This is a genomic window from Belnapia mucosa (assembly GCF_016775475.1).
GTDB lineage: Bacteria > Pseudomonadota > Alphaproteobacteria > Acetobacterales > Acetobacteraceae > Belnapia > Belnapia mucosa.
This window is the reverse complement of sequence record NZ_JAEUXJ010000002.1, coordinates 503,380-520,779: the sequence shown is the minus strand read 5'-3', so window position 1 is coordinate 520,779 and position 17,400 is coordinate 503,380. Positions and strand designations below refer to the sequence as shown.

Below are 17,400 nucleotides of genomic sequence, written 5' to 3'. Positions count from 1 at the left end.
GAGATCACGCGCCGAGCCGGTCCGAGACCGCCCGCACCACCGCGGCGGTGTCGTCCCGGCCACCGATATCGGCGGTGCGGAGGCCGGTGGCGAAGGCGCCATCCACCGCGCCTTCCAGCTCGGCTGCGGCCTCGGCAAAGGCCCCGCCGGCGCCGCGGCTGGCGAGCCAATCCAGCATCATCGCCGCCGAGAGGAGCGTCGCGGTGGGGTTCGCGATACCCTTCCCGGCGATGTCGGGTGCCGTGCCATGCGCCGGCTGGAACACCGCATGCTCATCGCCGATATCGGCCGAGGGCGAGAAGCCCATCCCGCCCACCAAGCCGGCGGCGAGGTCGGAGAGGATGTCGCCGAACATGTTCTCGGTCGGCAGCACATCGAAGGCCCAGGGGTGCCGCACCAGGTCGAGGGCCATGGCGTCCACATAGTGATGGCCGCTCTCGATGCCGGGGAATTCCTTGGCGACGCCATCGAAGACCGCGCGCATGAAGGCGAAGGCGCGGAAGACATTGGCCTTGTCCACCAGCGTCACCCGCCCCTTGCGTCCGAGCCGTGCCGCCCGCCGCTCGGCAAGGCGGAAGCTGAAACGGGAGAGCTTTTCCGTGGTGGCGCGGGTGATCCGCAGCGTCTCCTCCGCCATATCCTCGGTCACGAGGCCGGTGCCGCGCGAATGGAACAGCCCCTCCGTGCTCTCGCGGACCAGCACGAAATCGATCCCCCCGGCGCGGGGGTCGGCCAATGCCACCGGCACGCCGGGGATGGCGCGCACCGGCCGCACCCCGGCATAGAGGCCAAGGCGGAAGCGGAGATCGAGCTGCGGCGCGATCTCCGTGCCATCCGCCTGGCGGATGCCGGGCCAGCCCATGGCACCGAGCAGGATGGCATCGGCGGATTTGGCCGCCTGGAAGCTGGCCTCCGGGAAGGCCTCGCCGGTTGCCTGGTAGTGGAAGGCGCCGGCCGGCAGCGTCTCGGTCGAGAGGCCGATGCCGTAGCGCCGCGTCAGCCGCTCCAGCACCGCGAGCGTCGCCTCGGTCACCTCCGTGCCGATGCCATCGCCCGGCAGCACCGCGACCCGCACCGAATTGGCCGCCATCCGCTTCCCCTCCCCCGTCATTGGCCGCATCCTGCGGCAAACGAACCGGGAGGAACAGTTCATGCCGCTCGCCACCCGCCGCAGCCTCCTGGCCGCCGCCGCCATCCTCCCCAGCTTGGCGCGGGCGCAGCCGGCCTGGCCAGAGAAGCCGGTGCGCATCATCGTTCCCTTCCCGCCCGGCCAGGCGGCGGACATCTTCACCCGGCTCTATGCTGATGAGCTGTCGCGCCGCTGGCCGCAGCGCGTCATCGTCGAGAATCGCGGCGGCGGGGCCGGCGCGCCGGCGCTGGAGGCGGGCGCGCGGGCGGCGCCGGATGGCTATACGCTGACGGCCGGGACCTCGGGGACGCTCGGCGTCAACCCCTCGGTCCTGCCGCGCATCCCCTATGATGCCGAGCGGGACTTCGCCTTCATCACCAATGTCGTGGTGCTGCCGCTGCTGATCGTGGCGCATCCCTCGCTCGGCCTGCGGAGCGCGGCGGAGATCGTGCAGGCGGCCAAGGCGGCGCCGGGGGCGATCGATGTGGCGACGGCGGGGCCGGCGACCAGCCAGCACATGTCGGCCGAGCTCTTCGTCCATCGCACCGGCATCAAGGTGAACATGGTGCATTACCGCGGCAGCGGGCCGGCCATGGCCGACCTGCTCTCCGGCAACGTCAAGCTGATGTTCGACAGCGTCGCCTCGGCCCTGCCGCATATCCAGGCGGGGAAGGTCATCCCCGTGGCGGTGACGACGCCGGAGCGGGCGCCGCAGCTGCCCGATGTGCCGACCATCGCCGAGACGGTGGCGCCGGGCTATGGCGCCTATGGCTGGACCGGCCTCTGCGCCCCGGCCGGGACGCCGGAGGAGATTCTGCGCCGCGTGAATGCCGATGTCGGCGACATCCTGCGCCAGCCGGCGATGCAGGCCCGCTTCATCGAGCTGGGCGGGACCGCTGCCCCCGGCACCCCGCAGGAATTCGCCGATTTCGTCCGCCGCGAAATCGCCCAGTGGCGTGAGGTGGCCCGGATCGCCAATGTCCGGCTGGAGGGCTGAGGGCGCCGGGGGAAGGCCACATTCGCGCCTGGGGCGAAACAGGCGTATGAACCATTGATGAGCAATCCCAAACTCGATCGGCTGCTGAACACCCTCCCCTCCCGCACCCCGGCGGAGCTGGCCGTGATGGAGGCGAATGCCCTGGCGCGCCCCAAGGACCCGAATGCGGCGGCGCTGCTGGAGGCGATCGCCGCCGACCGGGCCCTGCGCGAGGCCGCGAAGCCCGCCCCGACCGGGCGCGCGGCACGCCCCGTGATCGACCTGGAGGCGGTGACCGAGGCGATGCGCGACCTGCCGGCGGGCGAGCGCATCCTGGCCGCCTTCCAGGCCAAGCCGCCGACGGCCACGGAGCTGGCCTGGCTGCGGGTTCTGCACGCCCATCCGGGCAGCACCGGCGAGGAGTTGGCGCGGCATGCCGGGGAGAAGGGCGCCAACAGCTTCCATCTGCGGGTCGGCAGCCTCTGCGCCGCCCGCAGCGCCTGGCTGGCGCAGGATTTCGTGCCCTATCGCGACAAGCAGTGGAAATGCGTCGCGCTTTGCGCACCGGCGGACCGGGAGGAAGGCGGCCGGACCCTGACCGAATGGCGGCTGAAGCCGGAAGCCGAGGCGGCGCTGCGGGAGCTCGGCCACCTCTCCGACAACGCCTGAGCCCGGCTAGCTCCGCGGCGGGATGATCCGGCAGGCCTCGGCGGCGACGCGGGACAGGCGCAGCATCCGCCGCGCCGCGACCGCGCCGGCCGCCGCCTCACCGGCGAATTGCTCCAGCAGCCGGTTCGAGAGCAGGGCCCGCGCGGCGGTATCCACCGCGAGGTCGGTCGCCGCCACCGTCGCCGCATCCAGCAGCGTCCGCCGCACCAGCGCCACCGTGCCGAACAGGCCGGGCCGCAGCCCGTGCAGCGCCGCCACCTGCCGCACCAGCCGGATGCCGCGCCAGGCGAAGACCAGCGCATCCAGCCCCGGCGAGGGGCTGACAGCGGTGATCGAGAAAGCCTGCACCGCCGCCACCCGGCCCAGCGCCTGCGCCTCGGCATCCAGGGTCTGTAGCGGGCCGGATTCCAGCAGGGCGCGCAATTCCTCGGTGCTGCCGGCCTGGCGGAGGGCGGGCTGCAGGCTGGCGGCCTGGGCAAGGCTGCCGGCCCAGCGCAGCGCCTCGGCCCGGGCCGGTTCCAGCGCGCCGCGGGCGAAGGCCGCCCGCGCCCGGTCCACCGCCTTGAGCGCCGCGAGGCCGCGGAATTCCCGCCAGATGCCCGAACCCAGCAGGCCGAAGCCGGCGACGACGATCCCGGCCGTCGCCCAGCCCTGCACCGGCCCACGGCCGAACTGATCGACGACGAAATTCACCGCATCCAGCGCGGCGAGGCCGATGCCGAGCACCACCGCCCCCGTCACCGCCCGGCCGATGCCGGACCAGCGGGCGGGCGCCACCTTCGGCGCGACCGGCACCACCGCCTGTTCCCATTGGAAGTCGAGCCGCGGCGCGGCCTGGTCCCGCGCCTCTTCCTCGATGATGATGCGGGGGCCCCGCGGCGGCAGCGGATCGCTCACAGCACGTCTCCGATCAGGGCCGCCAGCAGCGCATCCAGCCCGAGATGCGGGACGCCCGAACCGCCGGCGGGATCCAGCCGCGGCGGCTGGAATTCCGGCATCTCGAAGAAGCCATGGTCCCAGAAGGCCGGCTCCGGCGGGCGCAGCGGGATCTCGCCGGGATAGACCTTGGCGCTGCGGCCATCGGCGAGCAGCAGCCCCCGCACCGCGGCAACCGGCCGGCCATCCAGCACCGCCACATCATCCTCCGTGCAGCGGAGCGAGGAGAGGGCATGCACGCTGGTCGGCACCCCGGCCTCGCCCGCCCGGCCCTGCGGCCCGGCCACCAGATGGCCGAGCAGTGCCGTCAGCGCATCCCGCTGCCGCGCCGGCACATGGTCGGCCTTGGTCGCGGCGAAGGCGATGCGGGCGATGCCGGCGCCGGTCAGCCAGTCGAGCCAGCCGCCGCCATGGCGCAGCGCCCCGGCGATGGCGGCGAGCGCCTCGGCGGTGTCCTCGAAGGCGGCGCGGCCGGCATGCAGCGCGCCCAGCACATCGACCAGCACCACCTGGCGGTCGAAGCGGCGAAAGAAGGGTTCGAAGAATTCCGCCCGCTGGGCGGCGATATAGGCGGCATGCCGCTCCGCCATCAGCCCGCCGAGGCCCCGGCCGCGCGGATGCGGCAGGGGGAAGAACCAGAGCACCGGCGTCTCCCCCCGCGGCCCCGGATTCAGCACCCGGCCGGGCTGGAGGAAGCGGAAGCCGAGCGTGTCGCGGCAGGCGCGCAGTGCATCGCGGTAGAGCGCATGGCCGCGCCGGGCCAGCGCCTCATCGGCCGGGGCGCCCTCGGGCAGGGCATCGACCCAGGCCAGGAAGTCGCGCGCCGCCGCCGCCCGCTCGCCCCGCCGCAACCGTGTCAGCGTCGCGGCCGACCAGGCGGCGTAATCCTGGTCGAGCATCGGCAGGTCGAGCAGCCATTCGCCGGGATAATCCAGCAGCTCCAGCGTCACGGTGCGGTGGCCGATCAGGCTGCCGAAGAGCCCGCCCAGGCTGCCGCCCCGTTCCAGCTCCAGCTCCAGCGCGAGGGTCGAGAGATCCTCGGTGCGGCCGGGCCAGGCGGGTGGATCGGCGGCCAGCGCGGCCAGATGCGCCTCGACATCGAAGCGCGGCAGGCGTTCGGTGCCGGAGGGCGCCAGGCGAACGGCGCGCAGCCGCCCGCCCGCCGCCTGTTCCAGCAGGGGCAGGGTGCGACGCCCCCGCCCCGCCGCCAACAGGTTGGCGACGAGGGCGGTGAGGAAGACGGTCTTCCCAGCGCGGGTCAGGCCGGTGACGGCCAGCCGGATGCGCGGCTGGCCGATCAGCCCCCGCGCAAGGCGCTCGGGCGCCTCAGCGAGGTCCCGCAGCAGCCCGAACGCATCCGCCGGCACGATCTCAGCGCTGGATCAGCTCGATCTTGTAGCCGTCCGGATCCTCGACGAAGGCGATGATGGTGGTGCCGAATTTCACCGGCCCGGCCTCGCGCGTCACCTTGCCACCGCCGGCGCGGACCTTCTCGCAGGTCGCGGCCACATCCGGCACGCCGACCGCGAGATGGCCGAAGGCATTGCCCTGCTCATACTTCTCGGTGCCGTAATTGTACGTCAGCTCGATCTCGCCCTGGCCCTCGGCATTGCCCTCGCCATAGCCGAGGAAGGCGAGCGTGTATTTGCCATCCGGCACGTCGCGCCGGCGCAGCTCCTTCATGCCCAGCAGCTCGGTGTAGAATTTCACGGAGCGGTCGAGATTGCCGACGCGGATCATGGTGTGCAGGAATTTGCTCATGGGCTTGTCTCCTCGAGGAATTCGTCGGGCCTGATGGCCAGCAGGAAGAGCCCCGCCGCATCGGCGGCCGCGACGGTGGCGGGTCGGTCCACCAGGATGGTGCCATCCGCCTCCACCGCAAGGCCCGCGAGCCCCGCCGCCACCGCGCCGGCGATGGTCGCGGGGCCGATGGTCGGCAGGTCCACCCGGCGATCCTGCCCCGGCTTCACCAGCTTCACCAGCACCCCGCCCGGACCTTCCCGCCTGAGCCCGGCGCAACGCGCCAGCAACGCATCGGTGCCCTCGATCGCCTCGACGCCTAGGACAAGGCCCTGCTGCACCACCGCGCCCTGGCCGACATCGACGGCGCCCAGCGCCCGCACCACGGCGATGCCGCGGCGGATATCGCGCAGCGCCTCCGGCCCGGGCGCATGGGCGCCTAGCTGGCCGGCCGGGGGCAGCAGGTCGCGCAGGAGTGCCTGGACGGGCAGGATCTCGAACCCCTCCTCCTCCAGCACCCGGACCACGGCCTTCAGCAGCCCGTCATCGCCCTGGAAGGCGGCGCGGCCGATCTTCAGCAGCATTCGGGCGGCACCGGCATCGGGGCGGATGGAAAGGAAGGAGGGCCGGGTGGCACGGCCGGTCATGACCAGCTGGCGGATGCCGCGGGCCCGCAGCGCGTCGATCGCCTGGCCAACGGCGCCGAGCCGGATCGCCAGATGCGGCAGGTGGCGATACTCGGCCGGGTCGGCCCAGCCCTCGATCACCACGGCGAAGACCTCGCGCCCTGCGGCGCGGGCGGCGGCAGCGACCCGGAGCGGGACCTCCCCGCCCCCGGCGACCAAGCCGAGCGGGCCGGGGGTCACGCCCCCTCCCCGTTCTCCTCATCGACGCCGCCCAGCTCCGGCGCGGTCATGCGGCCGGGGCGGACGAGCTGGCGGCGCCGGGTGGCATCGCGGATGAAGGCCAGCACTTCCTGCACCAGCGGGTCGCCGGACCAGCGCTCCTCGGCCTGAGTGACCTTCGCGGCGAATTCGCCGGGATCCTTGTAGAGGAAGTTGTGCGCCAGCCGCAGCGTGCGGATGTCGTCGCGCGAGGCGCCGCGGCGCAGCAGGCCGATCTTGTTGAAGCCGACCAACCGCGCCGGCAGGCCGAAGACATAGCCGAAGGGCGGGATGTCGTTGGTGACGCCGGCAAGGCCGGAGACCATGGCCAGCCGGCCGATCCGCACCGTCTGGGTCACCGCGGCGCCGCCGCCGATGAAGGCGCCGTCGCCGACATGCACATGCCCGCCGAGCATGACATTGTTGGCGAGGATGACGCCATCGCCGAGGATGCAGTCATGCGCCACATGCGCCTGGGCCATCAGCATGCAGCCGGCGCCGACCGAGGTGACGCCGCTGCCGCCCACCGAGGCGCGGTGGATGGTGCAGCCTTCCCGCACCAGGGTCCGGGCGCCGATCTCGCAGCGGGTCGGCTCGTTCTTGTATTTGGTGTCCTGCGGCGGGGTGCCGACGGAGGCGAAGGGCAGGATGCGGGCGCCGGCGCCAATCCGCGTCGCGCCCTCGACCACGATATGCGAGACGAGCTCGACGCCATCCTCGAGCACCACCTCCGGCCCGATATGGCAGAAGGGGCCGATGCGGCAGCCGGCGCCGATCTGCGCGCCGGGCGCGATGACGGCGCCGGGGGCGATATGCGCGCTGGGGGCGATCTCGGTCAAAGGATCAGCGGTCCAGGATCATGGCGGTATAGGTGGCCTCGGCCACGATCTTGCCGTCCACCTTCGCCTCGGCGGCGAATTTCCAGATATTGCTGCGCTGCCGGTCCTTGCGGACATGGATGCGGAGCTGGTCGCCAGGCCCGACAGGCTTGCGGAATTTCGCGCCCTCGACCGACATGAAATAGACCAGCTTGCCGCGCGCCTCGGGCCCCAACGTCTCCACCACCAGCACGGCCGCGGTCTGGGCCATGCTCTCGACGATCAGGACGCCCGGCATCACCGGATGCTCGGGGAAATGGCCCTGGAAGAAGTTCTCGTTGATGGTGACGTTCTTGATGCCGACGCAGGAAACGTTCTTCTGCACCTCGACGATGCGGTCCACCAGCAGGAAGGGGTAGCGGTGGGGGATGGCGCGCATGATCTGCGCGATGTCGAAGGCCTCCATCGTGCCCGCGGCGCCTTCGCCGGCGATCGCCTCGGTGGACTCCATGCTCTAGCCTGCCTTCCCTTCGTTCTTGCCGCCGGATTTGCGGAATTTCGCCACCGCCCGCCAGAAGTCACGCACCGGCATGGCGGGGCTGCCGATGACGTCGGACTTGCCGGGAACGTCGTTCATGACGCCGGCCTGCGCGCCGATGCGCGCGCCCGCGCCGACACGGAGATGACCAGCAACCCCGGCCTGGGCCGCCACCTGCACGAAATCCTCCAGCACGGTGGAGCCCGCTATTCCTGCCTGGCCAACGATGATGCAGCCCCGGCCGGTGCGGACGTTGTGCCCGATCTGTACCAGGTTGTCGAGGCGCGAGCCCGGCCCGATCACGGTATCGCCCTGGCTGCCGCGGTCGACGCAGCTATTGGCCCCGATCTCGGCGAAATCGCCGAGAATGACCCGGCCGAGCTGCGGCATCGTCTCGAACCGGCCTTCCGGCGTCGGCGCGAAGCCGAACCCCTCCTGCCCGATCCGGGCACCGGGATGCAGCACCACGCCGCGGCCCGCGACGGCATGGCTGATGCTGCTATGCGGATGCAGGCGGCAGCCATCGCCGAGCTCGACCCCCGGCCCGACCACCGCATGGGGATAAAGGATGCAGTCCTGCCCGATCCGCGCCCCGGCGCCGATCACGACATAGGGGCCGATCTCGCAGCCCTCCCCCACCGTGGCATCGGGGGCGATGACGGCGGTCGGGTGGATGCCGGGCACCGGGCCCGGGGCGGGGTGGAACAGGGCGGCGATGCGGGCGAAGCCGAGATAGGGCGCCGGCGCCGCGATCGCCAGCGTGCCAGTCGGCACCTGGCCAGCCAGATCCGGCTGCAGCACCACCGCGCCGGCCCGGGTCTCGGCCAGTTCGGGCAGGTATTTCCGGTTGTCGAGGAAGCTCACCTCATCCGGGCCGGCGGCCTGCAAGGGCGCGACGCCCGTGAAGCGCCGCTCCGGATCGCCCTCGCAGCGTCCGCCGGCCGCGGCGAGGAGGTCGCCGAGCCGGAGCGGGCCGGCACTGGCGAAAAAACGCGGATCGACGGCCAAGGCCGGCTGCCGCTCAGCGCCGCTGCTGGGTCGCCGGGGCCGGGCTGGCCGCCGGGGTGGCGGGCCGCGGCCCGGGCGCGGGCGCGGCGGCCTCCGCACCGGCACCTTCCGGCGGCATGGTCACGCTGCGCAGCGTGCGGTTGAACTGCTGCGCCACTTCTTCGGTCAGGTCGAAGGGCGGCTCGTTGAAGATCACCAGCGGCCGCGGCAGGACGAGGTTGACCTTCCGGCTGGCCGCGACCTGGCGGATGACGACGCCGAGCGCCTGCTCGATCTCGACCAGCGCCTGCTGCGCCGCCTGCTCAATGGCGCGCGACCGCTCGCGGAAGATGCGCTGGCTGTCGGTGATGCGGTCCTGCAAGGCCCGCTCCCGCTCCCGCAGCTGGTCGGGCGGCAGGGTCGCGCGCTGGTTGGCAAGCTGCTGCTGCTGCTCGCGCCAGTTATTCTGCTCGCGCTGGAGGTCGTCATTCAGCCGCTGGCGGCGCCGCTCGATCTCGTCCCGCACCTGGTTGAAGGCGGTCGAGACGCGCTGGATCTCCGGCACATCGACAATGCCGATGACGGCATCCGGCGGCTGCTGGCCGGGCGGCAGGGGCGGCGGGGCCTGGGTCTGGCCGGCCCGCGGCGCCTGACCCTGCTGCTGGGGCGGCCGCTGCGCCGGCTGCTGCGCCGGGCGCTGCTGCTGCCCCTGCGCCGGGCGCTGGCCGCCCTGGTTCGGGATGAAATAGCCGGGATCCTGCCCCTGCGCCGCCGCCGGCCCGCCCGCGAGCGCGGCGAGCAGGCAGGCCGTGGCCGCGTGACGGAGGGCGGGGTTGGCGCAGAAGGCTGGCATCGGCAGGGAAATCCCAGGGGTTCGGGTGTTGGCGGGGCTCAGAGGATTGGGCGATCAGAACCGGGTGCCGAAGCCGAACCGGAAGATCTGCGTCTCGTCATAGGACTTCTTCACCACCGCCTGGGCCAGGTCGATATTGATCAGGCCGAAGGGGCTGCGCCAGGAGACGCCGACGCCGGCACCGACCCGGGGGGAGGTGTCATCGACGACGCCCACGCCTTTCACGGTCTGCGACAACGAGCCGACATCGACGAAAGCCCGGCCCACCAGGCCGAGTTCCGCCGGCAGCGGCAGCGGGTAGCGCAATTCGGTAGTCTGGGTCCAGAGCAGCCGGCCGCCCAGGCTGTCCCGCGTATTCACGTCGCGCGGGCCGGCGCCGGCGATGCGGAAGCCGCGCAGGTTTTCGCCGCCGAGGAAGAAGCGGTCGATGATGCGGTCCCGCTTGCCGAAAAGCGTTTCGAGATAGCCGACGCTGCCGGAGATCGAGAGCAGGTAGTCCGGGTCGCCGAGCAGGGATTCCAGCGGGACGTAATAGGTGCCGTCGAGCCGGCCGCGCAGATAGGCGACGTCGCCGCCGAGGCCGGCAAAATCGGTGCCGAGGCGAAGCACCGCGCCGCGCCGCGGATCAACCACCGAATCGCGCAGGTCATAGGTCAGCGTCTGGCCGATCTGCGACAGCAGCGTCGTGCCCTTCTGCTCCAGGATGAAGCGGGAGGCGCCTTCCGCGATGTCGGAGATGTTCCGGTTCGTCAGGGTATAGGCAATGGTCTGGCGCAGCCGCTCGTTGAAGGCATAGCCCAAGCGGAGGGTGAAGCCCTGCCGCTCCTCGCGGTAGGAAGCGATGTTCAGCAGGTTGCGCTGGACGTAGAAGATGTCGACGCCGGCCGCCAAGTTGCGGTTGAGGAAGTAGGGGTCGGTGATCGAGAAGTCGAGCTGGCTGCGGCGCTGCGCCAGCGTGCCGTTGATGCGGGCATCGATGCCGGTGCCGAGCAGGTTGCGCTCGCGCAGGCCGACATCCGCCAGCAGGCCGGCATCGGTCGAGTAGCCGCCGCCGATCGAGACCTCGCCGGTCGCGCGCTCGGCGACCTGGGTGGTGAGGATGGCGCGATCCGGCGCCGAGCCGGGCGAGGAGCTGACCTGCACATCCGAGAAGTAGCCGAGGTCGCGGATGCGCTGGCGGCTGCGGCGGATCTGCGCGGCGTTGAAGGCATCGCCCTCGGCCAGGCGGAATTCGCGGCGGATGACGCGGTCCTGGGTACGGGTATTGCCGTTGATGTCGATGCGCTCGACATAGACCCGCGGCGATTCGTTGATCTCGAAGGTGAGGTCGACCCGCCGCTCCTCGCGGTTGCGGGTGATGCGCGGCTGGACATCGACGAAGGGGAAGCCGCGCAGATTGGCGGCATCCTGCAGCGACTGCGCCATGCGCTCCACGACATCGCCGTCGTACCAGTCACCCTCGTCCATATCGACCAGACGGCGGACGCTGGCGGCGTCGAGATTGGCGATGTTGGAGACGACCTCGACCTTGCCGACGCGGTAGCGTACGCCTTCATCCACCGAATAGGTGACGAAGAAGCCGGTGCGGTCGCCCGCCAGCTCGGCGGTGGCATTGGTGATCTGCACATCGGCATAGCCGTTGCGCAGGTAGAAGCGGCGCAGCAGCTCGCGGTCGAAGGCCAGGCGCTCGGGGTCGAATTGGTCGGAGGAGGAGAGCAGCCGGTACCAGGCCTGCTCCTTGGTCGCCACCACCTCCTTCAGCCGGCTGTCCGAATAGGACTGGTTGCCGACGAAGTTGATGCGCGCGACCAGCGCCGCCTCGCCTTCCTGGATCTCGTAGACCACATCGATGCGGTTCTGGTCGCGCTCGATGATCTTCGGCTCCACCGTCGCGGCGAAGCGGCCACGGCGCGCATAGAGCTCCATGATGCGCTGGCGATCGGCCTGCACCGCCTGGGTGGTGAAGACGGAGCGGGAGCGGAGCTGCACCTCCTTGCCCAGCACGTCGTCAGAGATCTTCCGATTCCCCTCGAAGGCGACGCGGCTGACGATCGGGTTCTCGGCCACCTGCACGATGACCCGGCCGCCCTCGCGCCGGACCTGCACATCTTTGAACAGGCCGGTGGCGTAGAGCGACTTCAGGCTGCGATCGAGCCGGTCGGCATCGAAGGCATCGCCGGGCTGGAGCAGCATGTAGGAGCGGACGGTATCCGCCTCGATCCGCTGGTTGCCGGTGACGTCGATGGCCTGGACCATCCCGTCGGGCGCCGCCGGCCGGCTGGGCACCGCGCGGGGTGCCTGGCGGGGGCGGGTCTGCGCATCGGCCGCCAGGGGAACCATCCCCGTGGCGATGCAGGCGGTGGCGGCGAGGAGGACGCGCAGGGAGAGGGGCAAAGTGGGGACCCGTGGCTTCAGGGTTCAGCGAGCGGCGCGGAGAATAGCCGCCGCATCCCGCCGCCGCCACCCTGCACCTCGCGCCTTCGACAGAAGCCCGGTCAATGGGTTATCCGCGACGGTCGAGGTGGCCGAAATATTAGTCCGGGTCAGCCCACCAGCTTGGCGACCCATTGGCCGATGGCGCCGCCAGCGATGTCGTTCCAGGAGGCAAAGAGGAACAGCGTCACCAGCAGGGCGAATCCGGCGCGGAAGCCGTATTCCTGGGCTCGCGGCGGCAGCGGCCGGCCGCGGATCGCCTCAGCGGCGTAGAAGACCAGATGGCCGCCATCGAGCAGCGGAATCGGGAAGAGGTTCAGCAGGCCGAGGCTGACCGAAAGCAGCGCCATCAGGTTGATCAGCGGCACGATGCCGAGCGAGGCGGCCTCGCCCGAGACCTCGGCGATCTTGATCGGGCCGCCCAGCTCCTTGGCGCTGCGCTGGCCGACCAGCATCTCGCCGATCCCCTTCAGGGTCTGCCAGGTGATGTCGGCAGTCTGGGTCGCGCCGGCGCCAATCGCCGAGACCGGGTCCAGCCGCTCGAACCGGGCGGCGCCGCCCTGGATGCCAAGCACGCCCACCACGCCCTGCGGAGTCTCGCGCTGATCCGGCACCACGGTCAGGGTCTGGTCGCCCCCCTCGCGGCCGATCGTCACCGCCACCGGCTGGCCAGCGCGCGGCTGGATGTAGCGCTGCACCTGCTCGAACCGCGTCACCCGGCGGCCATCGAGCGAGAGAATCTCGTCGCCCTGGCGCAGCCCGGCCCGTGCCGCGGGCGAACCCTCGACCACAGCGGTCACGCCGGTGCCGCCGACCGGATGGCCGACCGTGGCGTAGAGCCCGGCGAAGAGCAGGATGGCGAGCAGGAAATTCGCCACCGGCCCGGCCGCGACGACGATGGCGCGGCTGCCGACCGGCTTTTCATGGAAGGTGCGGCCGGGAAGCCAGCCCGCCCGGACTTCCGGCGGCACGTCCTCCGGCGTCTCCTGCCCATGCAATTTCACATAGCCGCCGAGCGGAATCCAGCCGAGCCGCCATTCCGTCCCGCGCCGGTCCACGCCCTGCAGCAGCGGCCGGCCGAAGCCGATGGAGAAGGCATCCACATGCACTCCGCGCCAGCGGGCGGCGAGGTAGTGGCCCATCTCATGCACGAAGACCAGCACGCCGAGGACGAGCGCGAAGGCGATCAGCGTCCGCGGCAGCGACGGCAGCATGGCCCAAAGATGACCGAAGAATTCCAAACCCGTCGCTCCCAGCAGGTGGTCAGGCGGCCGGACGCCGGGCGGCAATCCGCCCAGCCGCCTGGCGCGCCGCCGCGTCCAGCGCCAACACGGCTTCCAGCCCATCCACGGGCGGGTTGCCGAGATCGGCCAGCGTCTCCTCGACCACCGCGGCGATGTCGAGGAAGCCAAGCCGGCGGTCGAGGAAGAGCGCCACCGCCACTTCATTCGCCGCGTTCAATATGGTGGTGGCGCCCTGCCCCGCCTGCAACGCCTGCCGGCACAGGCCGAGCGCCGGAAAGCGCCCAGGATCGGGGGCGAAGAATTCCAGCCGCCCCAGCCCGATCAGGTCGAGCTTGGGCAGTTCCACCGCCATCCGCGCCGGCCAGGCCAGGGCATGGGCGATCGGGGTCCGCATATCCGGTGAGCCGAGCTGGGCGAGGACCGAGCCATCGGCATAATGGACTAAGCCATGCACCGTCGATTGCGGATGGACCAGGATCTCGATCCGCTCCTCCGGCACCGGGAAGAGCCGCGCCGCCTCGATCAGCTCGAGGCCCTTGTTGAACATGGTGGCGCTGTCGACCGAGATCTTGGCGCCCATGGACCAGACCGGGTGGCGCACCGCCTGTTCCGGCGTCGCCGCCCGCATGGTGGCGAGATCGGCATTGCGGAAGGGCCCGCCCGAAGCGGTCAGCACGATCTTCTCGATCGCCGCCGGGTCGCGCGCGTCGAGCGCCTGGAAGATCGCATTATGCTCGGAATCGACTGGCAGCAGCGTCGCGCCGGAGCGCCGGGCGGCGGCCAGCACGATCTCCCCGGCGCAGACCAGGCTTTCCTTGTTGGCCAGCGCCAGCGTCCCGCCATGGCCGAGCGCGGCGAGCGTGCTGCGCAGCCCCGCGGCGCCGACGATCGCGGCCATGGTCCAGTCGACCGGACGGCTGGCAGCCTCGACCACCGCCTCCGGCCCCGCAGCCGCCTCGATCCCGCTGCCGGCCAGCGCCTCGCGCAGGGCGCCGAGGCAGGCCGGGTCGGCGACGACCGCGAGGCGCGCGCCATGCCGCCGCGCCTGGGCGGCGAGCGCGGTGACGTCACGGCCGGCGACCAGCGCCTCCACCGCGAATTGCCCCGGCGGCGCGGCATCGAGCAGCGCCATGGTGCTGCGCCCGACCGAGCCGGTGCTGCCGAGGATAGTGACGCGCTTCAACCCCATAAGGCTTCCCCAGGCCCGAGCAGGACGCCGAGCAGCGCCGCGGCGGGCGCTGCCGTGAGAACGCCGTCCAGCCGGTCCAGCAGGCCACCATGGCCAGGGATGAGGGCTGAGCTATCCTTCACATTGAAGCGCCGCTTGATCCAGCTTTCGAACAGATCCCCCACCTGCGCCAGCAGGCCGAGGATGGCGGCAACCAGCACCGTGCGGAGCGGCGCCGCCACCGATCCCATCACATACGCCGAGAGCAGCCCGACCGCCATCACGGAGACGAGCCCCCCCGCCGCGCCCGACCAGGTCTTGTTCGGCGAGATCGCCGGGGCGAGCTTCGGCCCGCCCAGCCAGCGGCCGGCGACATAGGCGCCGATATCGCTGGCCCAGACCACGAGGAAGAGGAACAGCACATTGCCAAGCCCGGCTGCATCGCCGCGCAGATGGATCAGGGCAAGGCCGGCCAGCCCGATATAGGGCACCCCGAAGGCCAGCCAGAAGCCGGGCACGGCGCGGCCGAAGCGCGGCTCCGCCACCACCCAGAGGCCGAGGAAGCCCGCGGCAAGGACGGCAAGCGCCGCCCACCAGGCGCCACCGACGCCGAGCACCCCGGCGCCCAGCACCAGCACCGGCAGGGCGAGCCCCGGCAGCCTCTGGGTCGAGAAACCGCAGAGCCGCGCCCATTCCCAGGCCAGCAGTGCGACCGCGGCCGCCATCAGCGCCGTCCAGGCTTCCGCCCCCAGCCAGATGCCGAGGATGGCAGCCGGCAGCAGCAGCGCCGCCGAGAGGACGCGCTTGCGGAGATCCGGCCAGCGTCCGGTCACGCGGTGGCGCTCAACCCGGCCGGGCGCCGAACCGCCGCTCGCGCCGGCCATAGTCGCGGAGCGCCCGGGCCAGGTGCTCGGCGCCGTAATCGGGCCAGAGCACCTCCTGGAACACGAATTCCGCATAGGCCGCCTGCCAGAGCAGGAAATTCGAAAGCCGCTGCTCGCCCGAGGTGCGGATGATGAGGTCCGGATCGGGCATGCCGGCGGTGAAGAGCCGGGCGGCGAAGGCAGTCTCGTCGAGGCTGGCGGGGTCGAGCGTGCCGGCCCGCGCCGCCTCGGCCACCGCCCGGGCGGCGGCCAGGATCTCGTCCCGCGCGCCATAGGACAGGGCGACATTGACGTTCAGCCGCGTGCCGCCGGCGGTCACCGCCTCGGCCCGGTCGATCTCGCGCATCGTCTCCACCCCGAAGCGGGCGCGGTCGCCGATGACGCGGAGGCGGATGCCCTCCCTGGCGAAGGTCGCCACCTCGGAGCGCAGATAGAGGCGGAGCAGGCCGGTCAGCGCCGTCACCTCCTCGGGCGGGCGCAGCCAATTCTCCGAGGAGAAGGCGAAGAGGGTGAGCCAGCCGATCCCCTGCTCGGCACAGGCCTGGATGGTGCGGCGCACCGCCTCCGCCCCCGCCTTGTGGCCGAGCGCGACCGGCAGGCCGCGTGCCTCCGCCCAGCGGCGGTTGCCGTCCATGATGATGGCGACGTGCTGCGGCAGCGCACCGGGCGGCGCGGCTTCGGGCAGCGACTGGAGCTTGGGGGCGCCGGACACGGGCCTCAGACCTGCCTGATGTCTTTCTCTTTCTCGGCCAAGGTGCTGTCGACCTGCTTGATATACTGGTCGGTCAGCTTCTGGACCTCGTCGGACCAGTGCTTGACGTCGTCCTGGCTGATCGGCGCCTTCTTGTCCTTCTCCTGCGCCTTGATCTGCTCCATCCCGTCGCGGCGCACGCCGCGGATGGCGACCTTTGCACCCTCGGCATATTTGCTGGCGGTCTTGACCAGCTCGTTGCGGCGTTCCTGGGTCAGCGGCGGCAGGGGCACGCGGATGACTTGGCCTTCGGTCTGCGGATTCAGCCCGAGGCCACTGTCGCGGATGGCGACCTCGACCGCCTTCACCACCGATTTGTCCCAGACCTGAACCGAAAGCAGGCCCGGCCCGGCGACCGAGACATTGGCCACCTGGTTCAGCGGCTGGTTGTTGCCATAGGCCTCCACCCGCACGGGCTCCAGCAGCGCGGGGCTCGCGCGGCCGGTCCGGAGGCCGGTGAATTCCTTCTTCAGCATCTCGATCGCGCCGTCCATACGGCGCGTCAGATCCTGTTTCAGCGTTTTGAGGTCGGCCGGCATGGCCACTCTCCCCCGATCATCTCTGCGGTCAGCGCCTGCCCAGATCACCATGCGAAGATGGCGGGACAGGGGCGGCGAAAGTCAGTGCTGCTCGATCACCGTGGTGAACTTCCCCTCGCCGCGCATGACCGCGGTGAAGGCGCCAGGCTCATGGATATTGAAGACGATGATCGGCAGGCGGTTCTCCCGCGCCAGGCTGATCGCCGCCGCATCCATCACCAGCAGATCACGCGCCAGCATGTCGAGATAGGTCAGCGTCTCGTAGCGTTCGGCCTTCGGGTTCTTCCGTGGGTCGGCGCTGTAGACGCCATCCACCTGCGTGCCCTTCAGCAGCGCATCGCATTCCATCTCGACTGCGCGGAGTGCGGCGGCGGTGTCGGTGGTGAAGAAGGGATTGCCCGTGCCGCCGGCGAAGATGACGACGCGGCCCTTCTCCATATGGCGGATGGCGCGGCGGCGGATATAGGGCTCGCAGAGCGACTGCATCGGAATCGCGCTCTGCACTCGCGTCGGCAGGCCGAGCTTCTCCAGCGCCGACTGCATGGCGAGCGCATTCATCACCGTCGCCAGCATGCCCATGTAATCGGCCTGGGCGCGGTCCATCCCGGCCGCGGCACCGGCGATGCCACGGAAGATGTTGCCGCCGCCGATGACCAGGCAGACCTGCACGCCGAGTTCGAGAACGCCTTTGACATCCTCGGCAATGCGCCGGCAGACGCCGGTATCGAGTCCGTAGTCGCGGCTGCCCATCAGGGCCTCGCCGGACACCTTCAGCATCACGCGCTGGTAGTTGGGCGAATTGTCCATTCTGCGACCATGACGGGAGCGCCAGACCATATTCAGGCCCCCCC

At 71.2% G+C, this 17,400-nt stretch carries 18 protein-coding genes; 2 read left to right on the top strand and 16 right to left on the bottom strand.

Going from position 1 to position 17,400, the window contains the following annotated elements:
• Positions 1–4: 4 nt before the first annotated feature.
• The gene (locus tag JMJ55_RS07065; RefSeq protein WP_236033458.1) at positions 5–1,111 is read right to left on the bottom strand and encodes an isocitrate/isopropylmalate dehydrogenase family protein; all 1,107 of its coding nucleotides are present in this window, start codon (positions 1,109–1,111) and stop codon (positions 5–7) included.
• A 40-nt stretch (positions 1,112–1,151) separates the two neighbouring features.
• Here JMJ55_RS07065 and JMJ55_RS07060 point away from each other — a divergent pair, with 40 nt between their 5' ends.
• Complete coding sequence (locus tag JMJ55_RS07060) at positions 1,152–2,126, top strand: Bug family tripartite tricarboxylate transporter substrate binding protein (RefSeq protein WP_202824803.1); 975 nt, start codon at positions 1,152–1,154, stop codon at positions 2,124–2,126.
• A 57-nt stretch (positions 2,127–2,183) separates the two neighbouring features.
• Entirely contained in the window at positions 2,184–2,774 is a 591-nt protein-coding gene (locus JMJ55_RS07055; protein ID WP_202824802.1) for a hypothetical protein, read from the top strand.
• 6 nt (positions 2,775–2,780) lie between these two features.
• Here the strand turns inward: JMJ55_RS07055 and JMJ55_RS31890 are convergent, their stop codons facing one another.
• The 15 genes from JMJ55_RS31890 to pyrH form a co-directional block, all read right to left on the bottom strand.
• On the bottom strand, positions 2,781–3,671 hold the full coding sequence (locus JMJ55_RS31890; RefSeq protein ID WP_202824801.1) for a DUF697 domain-containing protein: 891 nt from the start codon (positions 3,669–3,671) through the stop codon (positions 2,781–2,783).
• Positions 3,668–5,077, bottom strand: a complete 1,410-nt coding sequence (locus JMJ55_RS07045) for a YcjX family protein (RefSeq protein WP_202824800.1) — start codon at positions 5,075–5,077, stop codon at positions 3,668–3,670. Before JMJ55_RS07045 ends, JMJ55_RS31890 begins: the two co-directional genes overlap by 4 nt.
• A gap of 4 nt (positions 5,078–5,081) precedes the next feature.
• On the bottom strand, positions 5,082–5,471 hold the full coding sequence (gene gloA, locus JMJ55_RS07040; RefSeq protein ID WP_171612391.1) for a lactoylglutathione lyase: 390 nt from the start codon (positions 5,469–5,471) through the stop codon (positions 5,082–5,084).
• Positions 5,468–6,316: an LpxI family protein gene (locus JMJ55_RS07035; protein WP_202824799.1), complete on the bottom strand. Its 849-nt coding sequence runs from the start codon at positions 6,314–6,316 to the stop codon at positions 5,468–5,470. The genes gloA and JMJ55_RS07035 overlap by 4 nt, the downstream gene beginning before the upstream one ends.
• On the bottom strand, positions 6,313–7,173 hold the full coding sequence (gene lpxA, locus JMJ55_RS07030) for an acyl-ACP--UDP-N-acetylglucosamine O-acyltransferase (RefSeq protein ID WP_202824798.1): 861 nt from the start codon (positions 7,171–7,173) through the stop codon (positions 6,313–6,315). Before lpxA ends, JMJ55_RS07035 begins: the two co-directional genes overlap by 4 nt.
• Before the next feature lie 4 nt (positions 7,174–7,177).
• Entirely contained in the window at positions 7,178–7,663 is a 486-nt protein-coding gene (gene fabZ / locus JMJ55_RS07025) for a 3-hydroxyacyl-ACP dehydratase FabZ (protein WP_202824797.1), read from the bottom strand.
• Between the two features lie 3 nt (positions 7,664–7,666).
• The gene (lpxD, locus tag JMJ55_RS07020; RefSeq protein ID WP_202824796.1) at positions 7,667–8,698 is read right to left on the bottom strand and encodes a UDP-3-O-(3-hydroxymyristoyl)glucosamine N-acyltransferase; all 1,032 of its coding nucleotides are present in this window, start codon (positions 8,696–8,698) and stop codon (positions 7,667–7,669) included.
• Positions 8,699–8,711: 13 nt separating this feature from the next.
• Complete coding sequence (locus JMJ55_RS07015) at positions 8,712–9,530, bottom strand: OmpH family outer membrane protein (protein WP_202824795.1); 819 nt, start codon at positions 9,528–9,530, stop codon at positions 8,712–8,714.
• Between the two features lie 54 nt (positions 9,531–9,584).
• Positions 9,585–11,924, bottom strand: coding sequence for an outer membrane protein assembly factor BamA (bamA, locus tag JMJ55_RS07010; RefSeq protein WP_236033457.1), 2,340 nt, complete (start codon positions 11,922–11,924; stop codon positions 9,585–9,587).
• 149 nt (positions 11,925–12,073) lie between these two features.
• Complete coding sequence (gene rseP, locus JMJ55_RS07005; protein ID WP_202824794.1) at positions 12,074–13,177, bottom strand: RIP metalloprotease RseP; 1,104 nt, start codon at positions 13,175–13,177, stop codon at positions 12,074–12,076.
• Between the two features lie 49 nt (positions 13,178–13,226).
• Positions 13,227–14,396, bottom strand: a complete 1,170-nt coding sequence (dxr, locus tag JMJ55_RS07000; RefSeq protein WP_202824793.1) for a 1-deoxy-D-xylulose-5-phosphate reductoisomerase — start codon at positions 14,394–14,396, stop codon at positions 13,227–13,229.
• Positions 14,387–15,208: a phosphatidate cytidylyltransferase gene (locus JMJ55_RS06995; RefSeq protein ID WP_328702577.1), complete on the bottom strand. Its 822-nt coding sequence runs from the start codon at positions 15,206–15,208 to the stop codon at positions 14,387–14,389. The genes dxr and JMJ55_RS06995 overlap by 10 nt, the downstream gene beginning before the upstream one ends.
• A 10-nt stretch (positions 15,209–15,218) precedes the next feature.
• Positions 15,219–15,971, bottom strand: coding sequence for a polyprenyl diphosphate synthase (uppS, locus tag JMJ55_RS06990; RefSeq protein WP_202824791.1), 753 nt, complete (start codon positions 15,969–15,971; stop codon positions 15,219–15,221).
• Between the two features lie 5 nt (positions 15,972–15,976).
• Positions 15,977–16,549 (bottom strand): ribosome recycling factor, encoded by a 573-nt coding sequence (gene frr, locus JMJ55_RS06985; RefSeq protein WP_202824790.1) that lies wholly within the window; start codon positions 16,547–16,549, stop codon positions 15,977–15,979.
• Positions 16,550–16,630: 81 nt separating this feature from the next.
• Entirely contained in the window at positions 16,631–17,356 is a 726-nt protein-coding gene (pyrH, locus tag JMJ55_RS06980) for a UMP kinase (protein ID WP_202824789.1), read from the bottom strand.
• Positions 17,357–17,400: the final 44 nt, after the last annotated feature.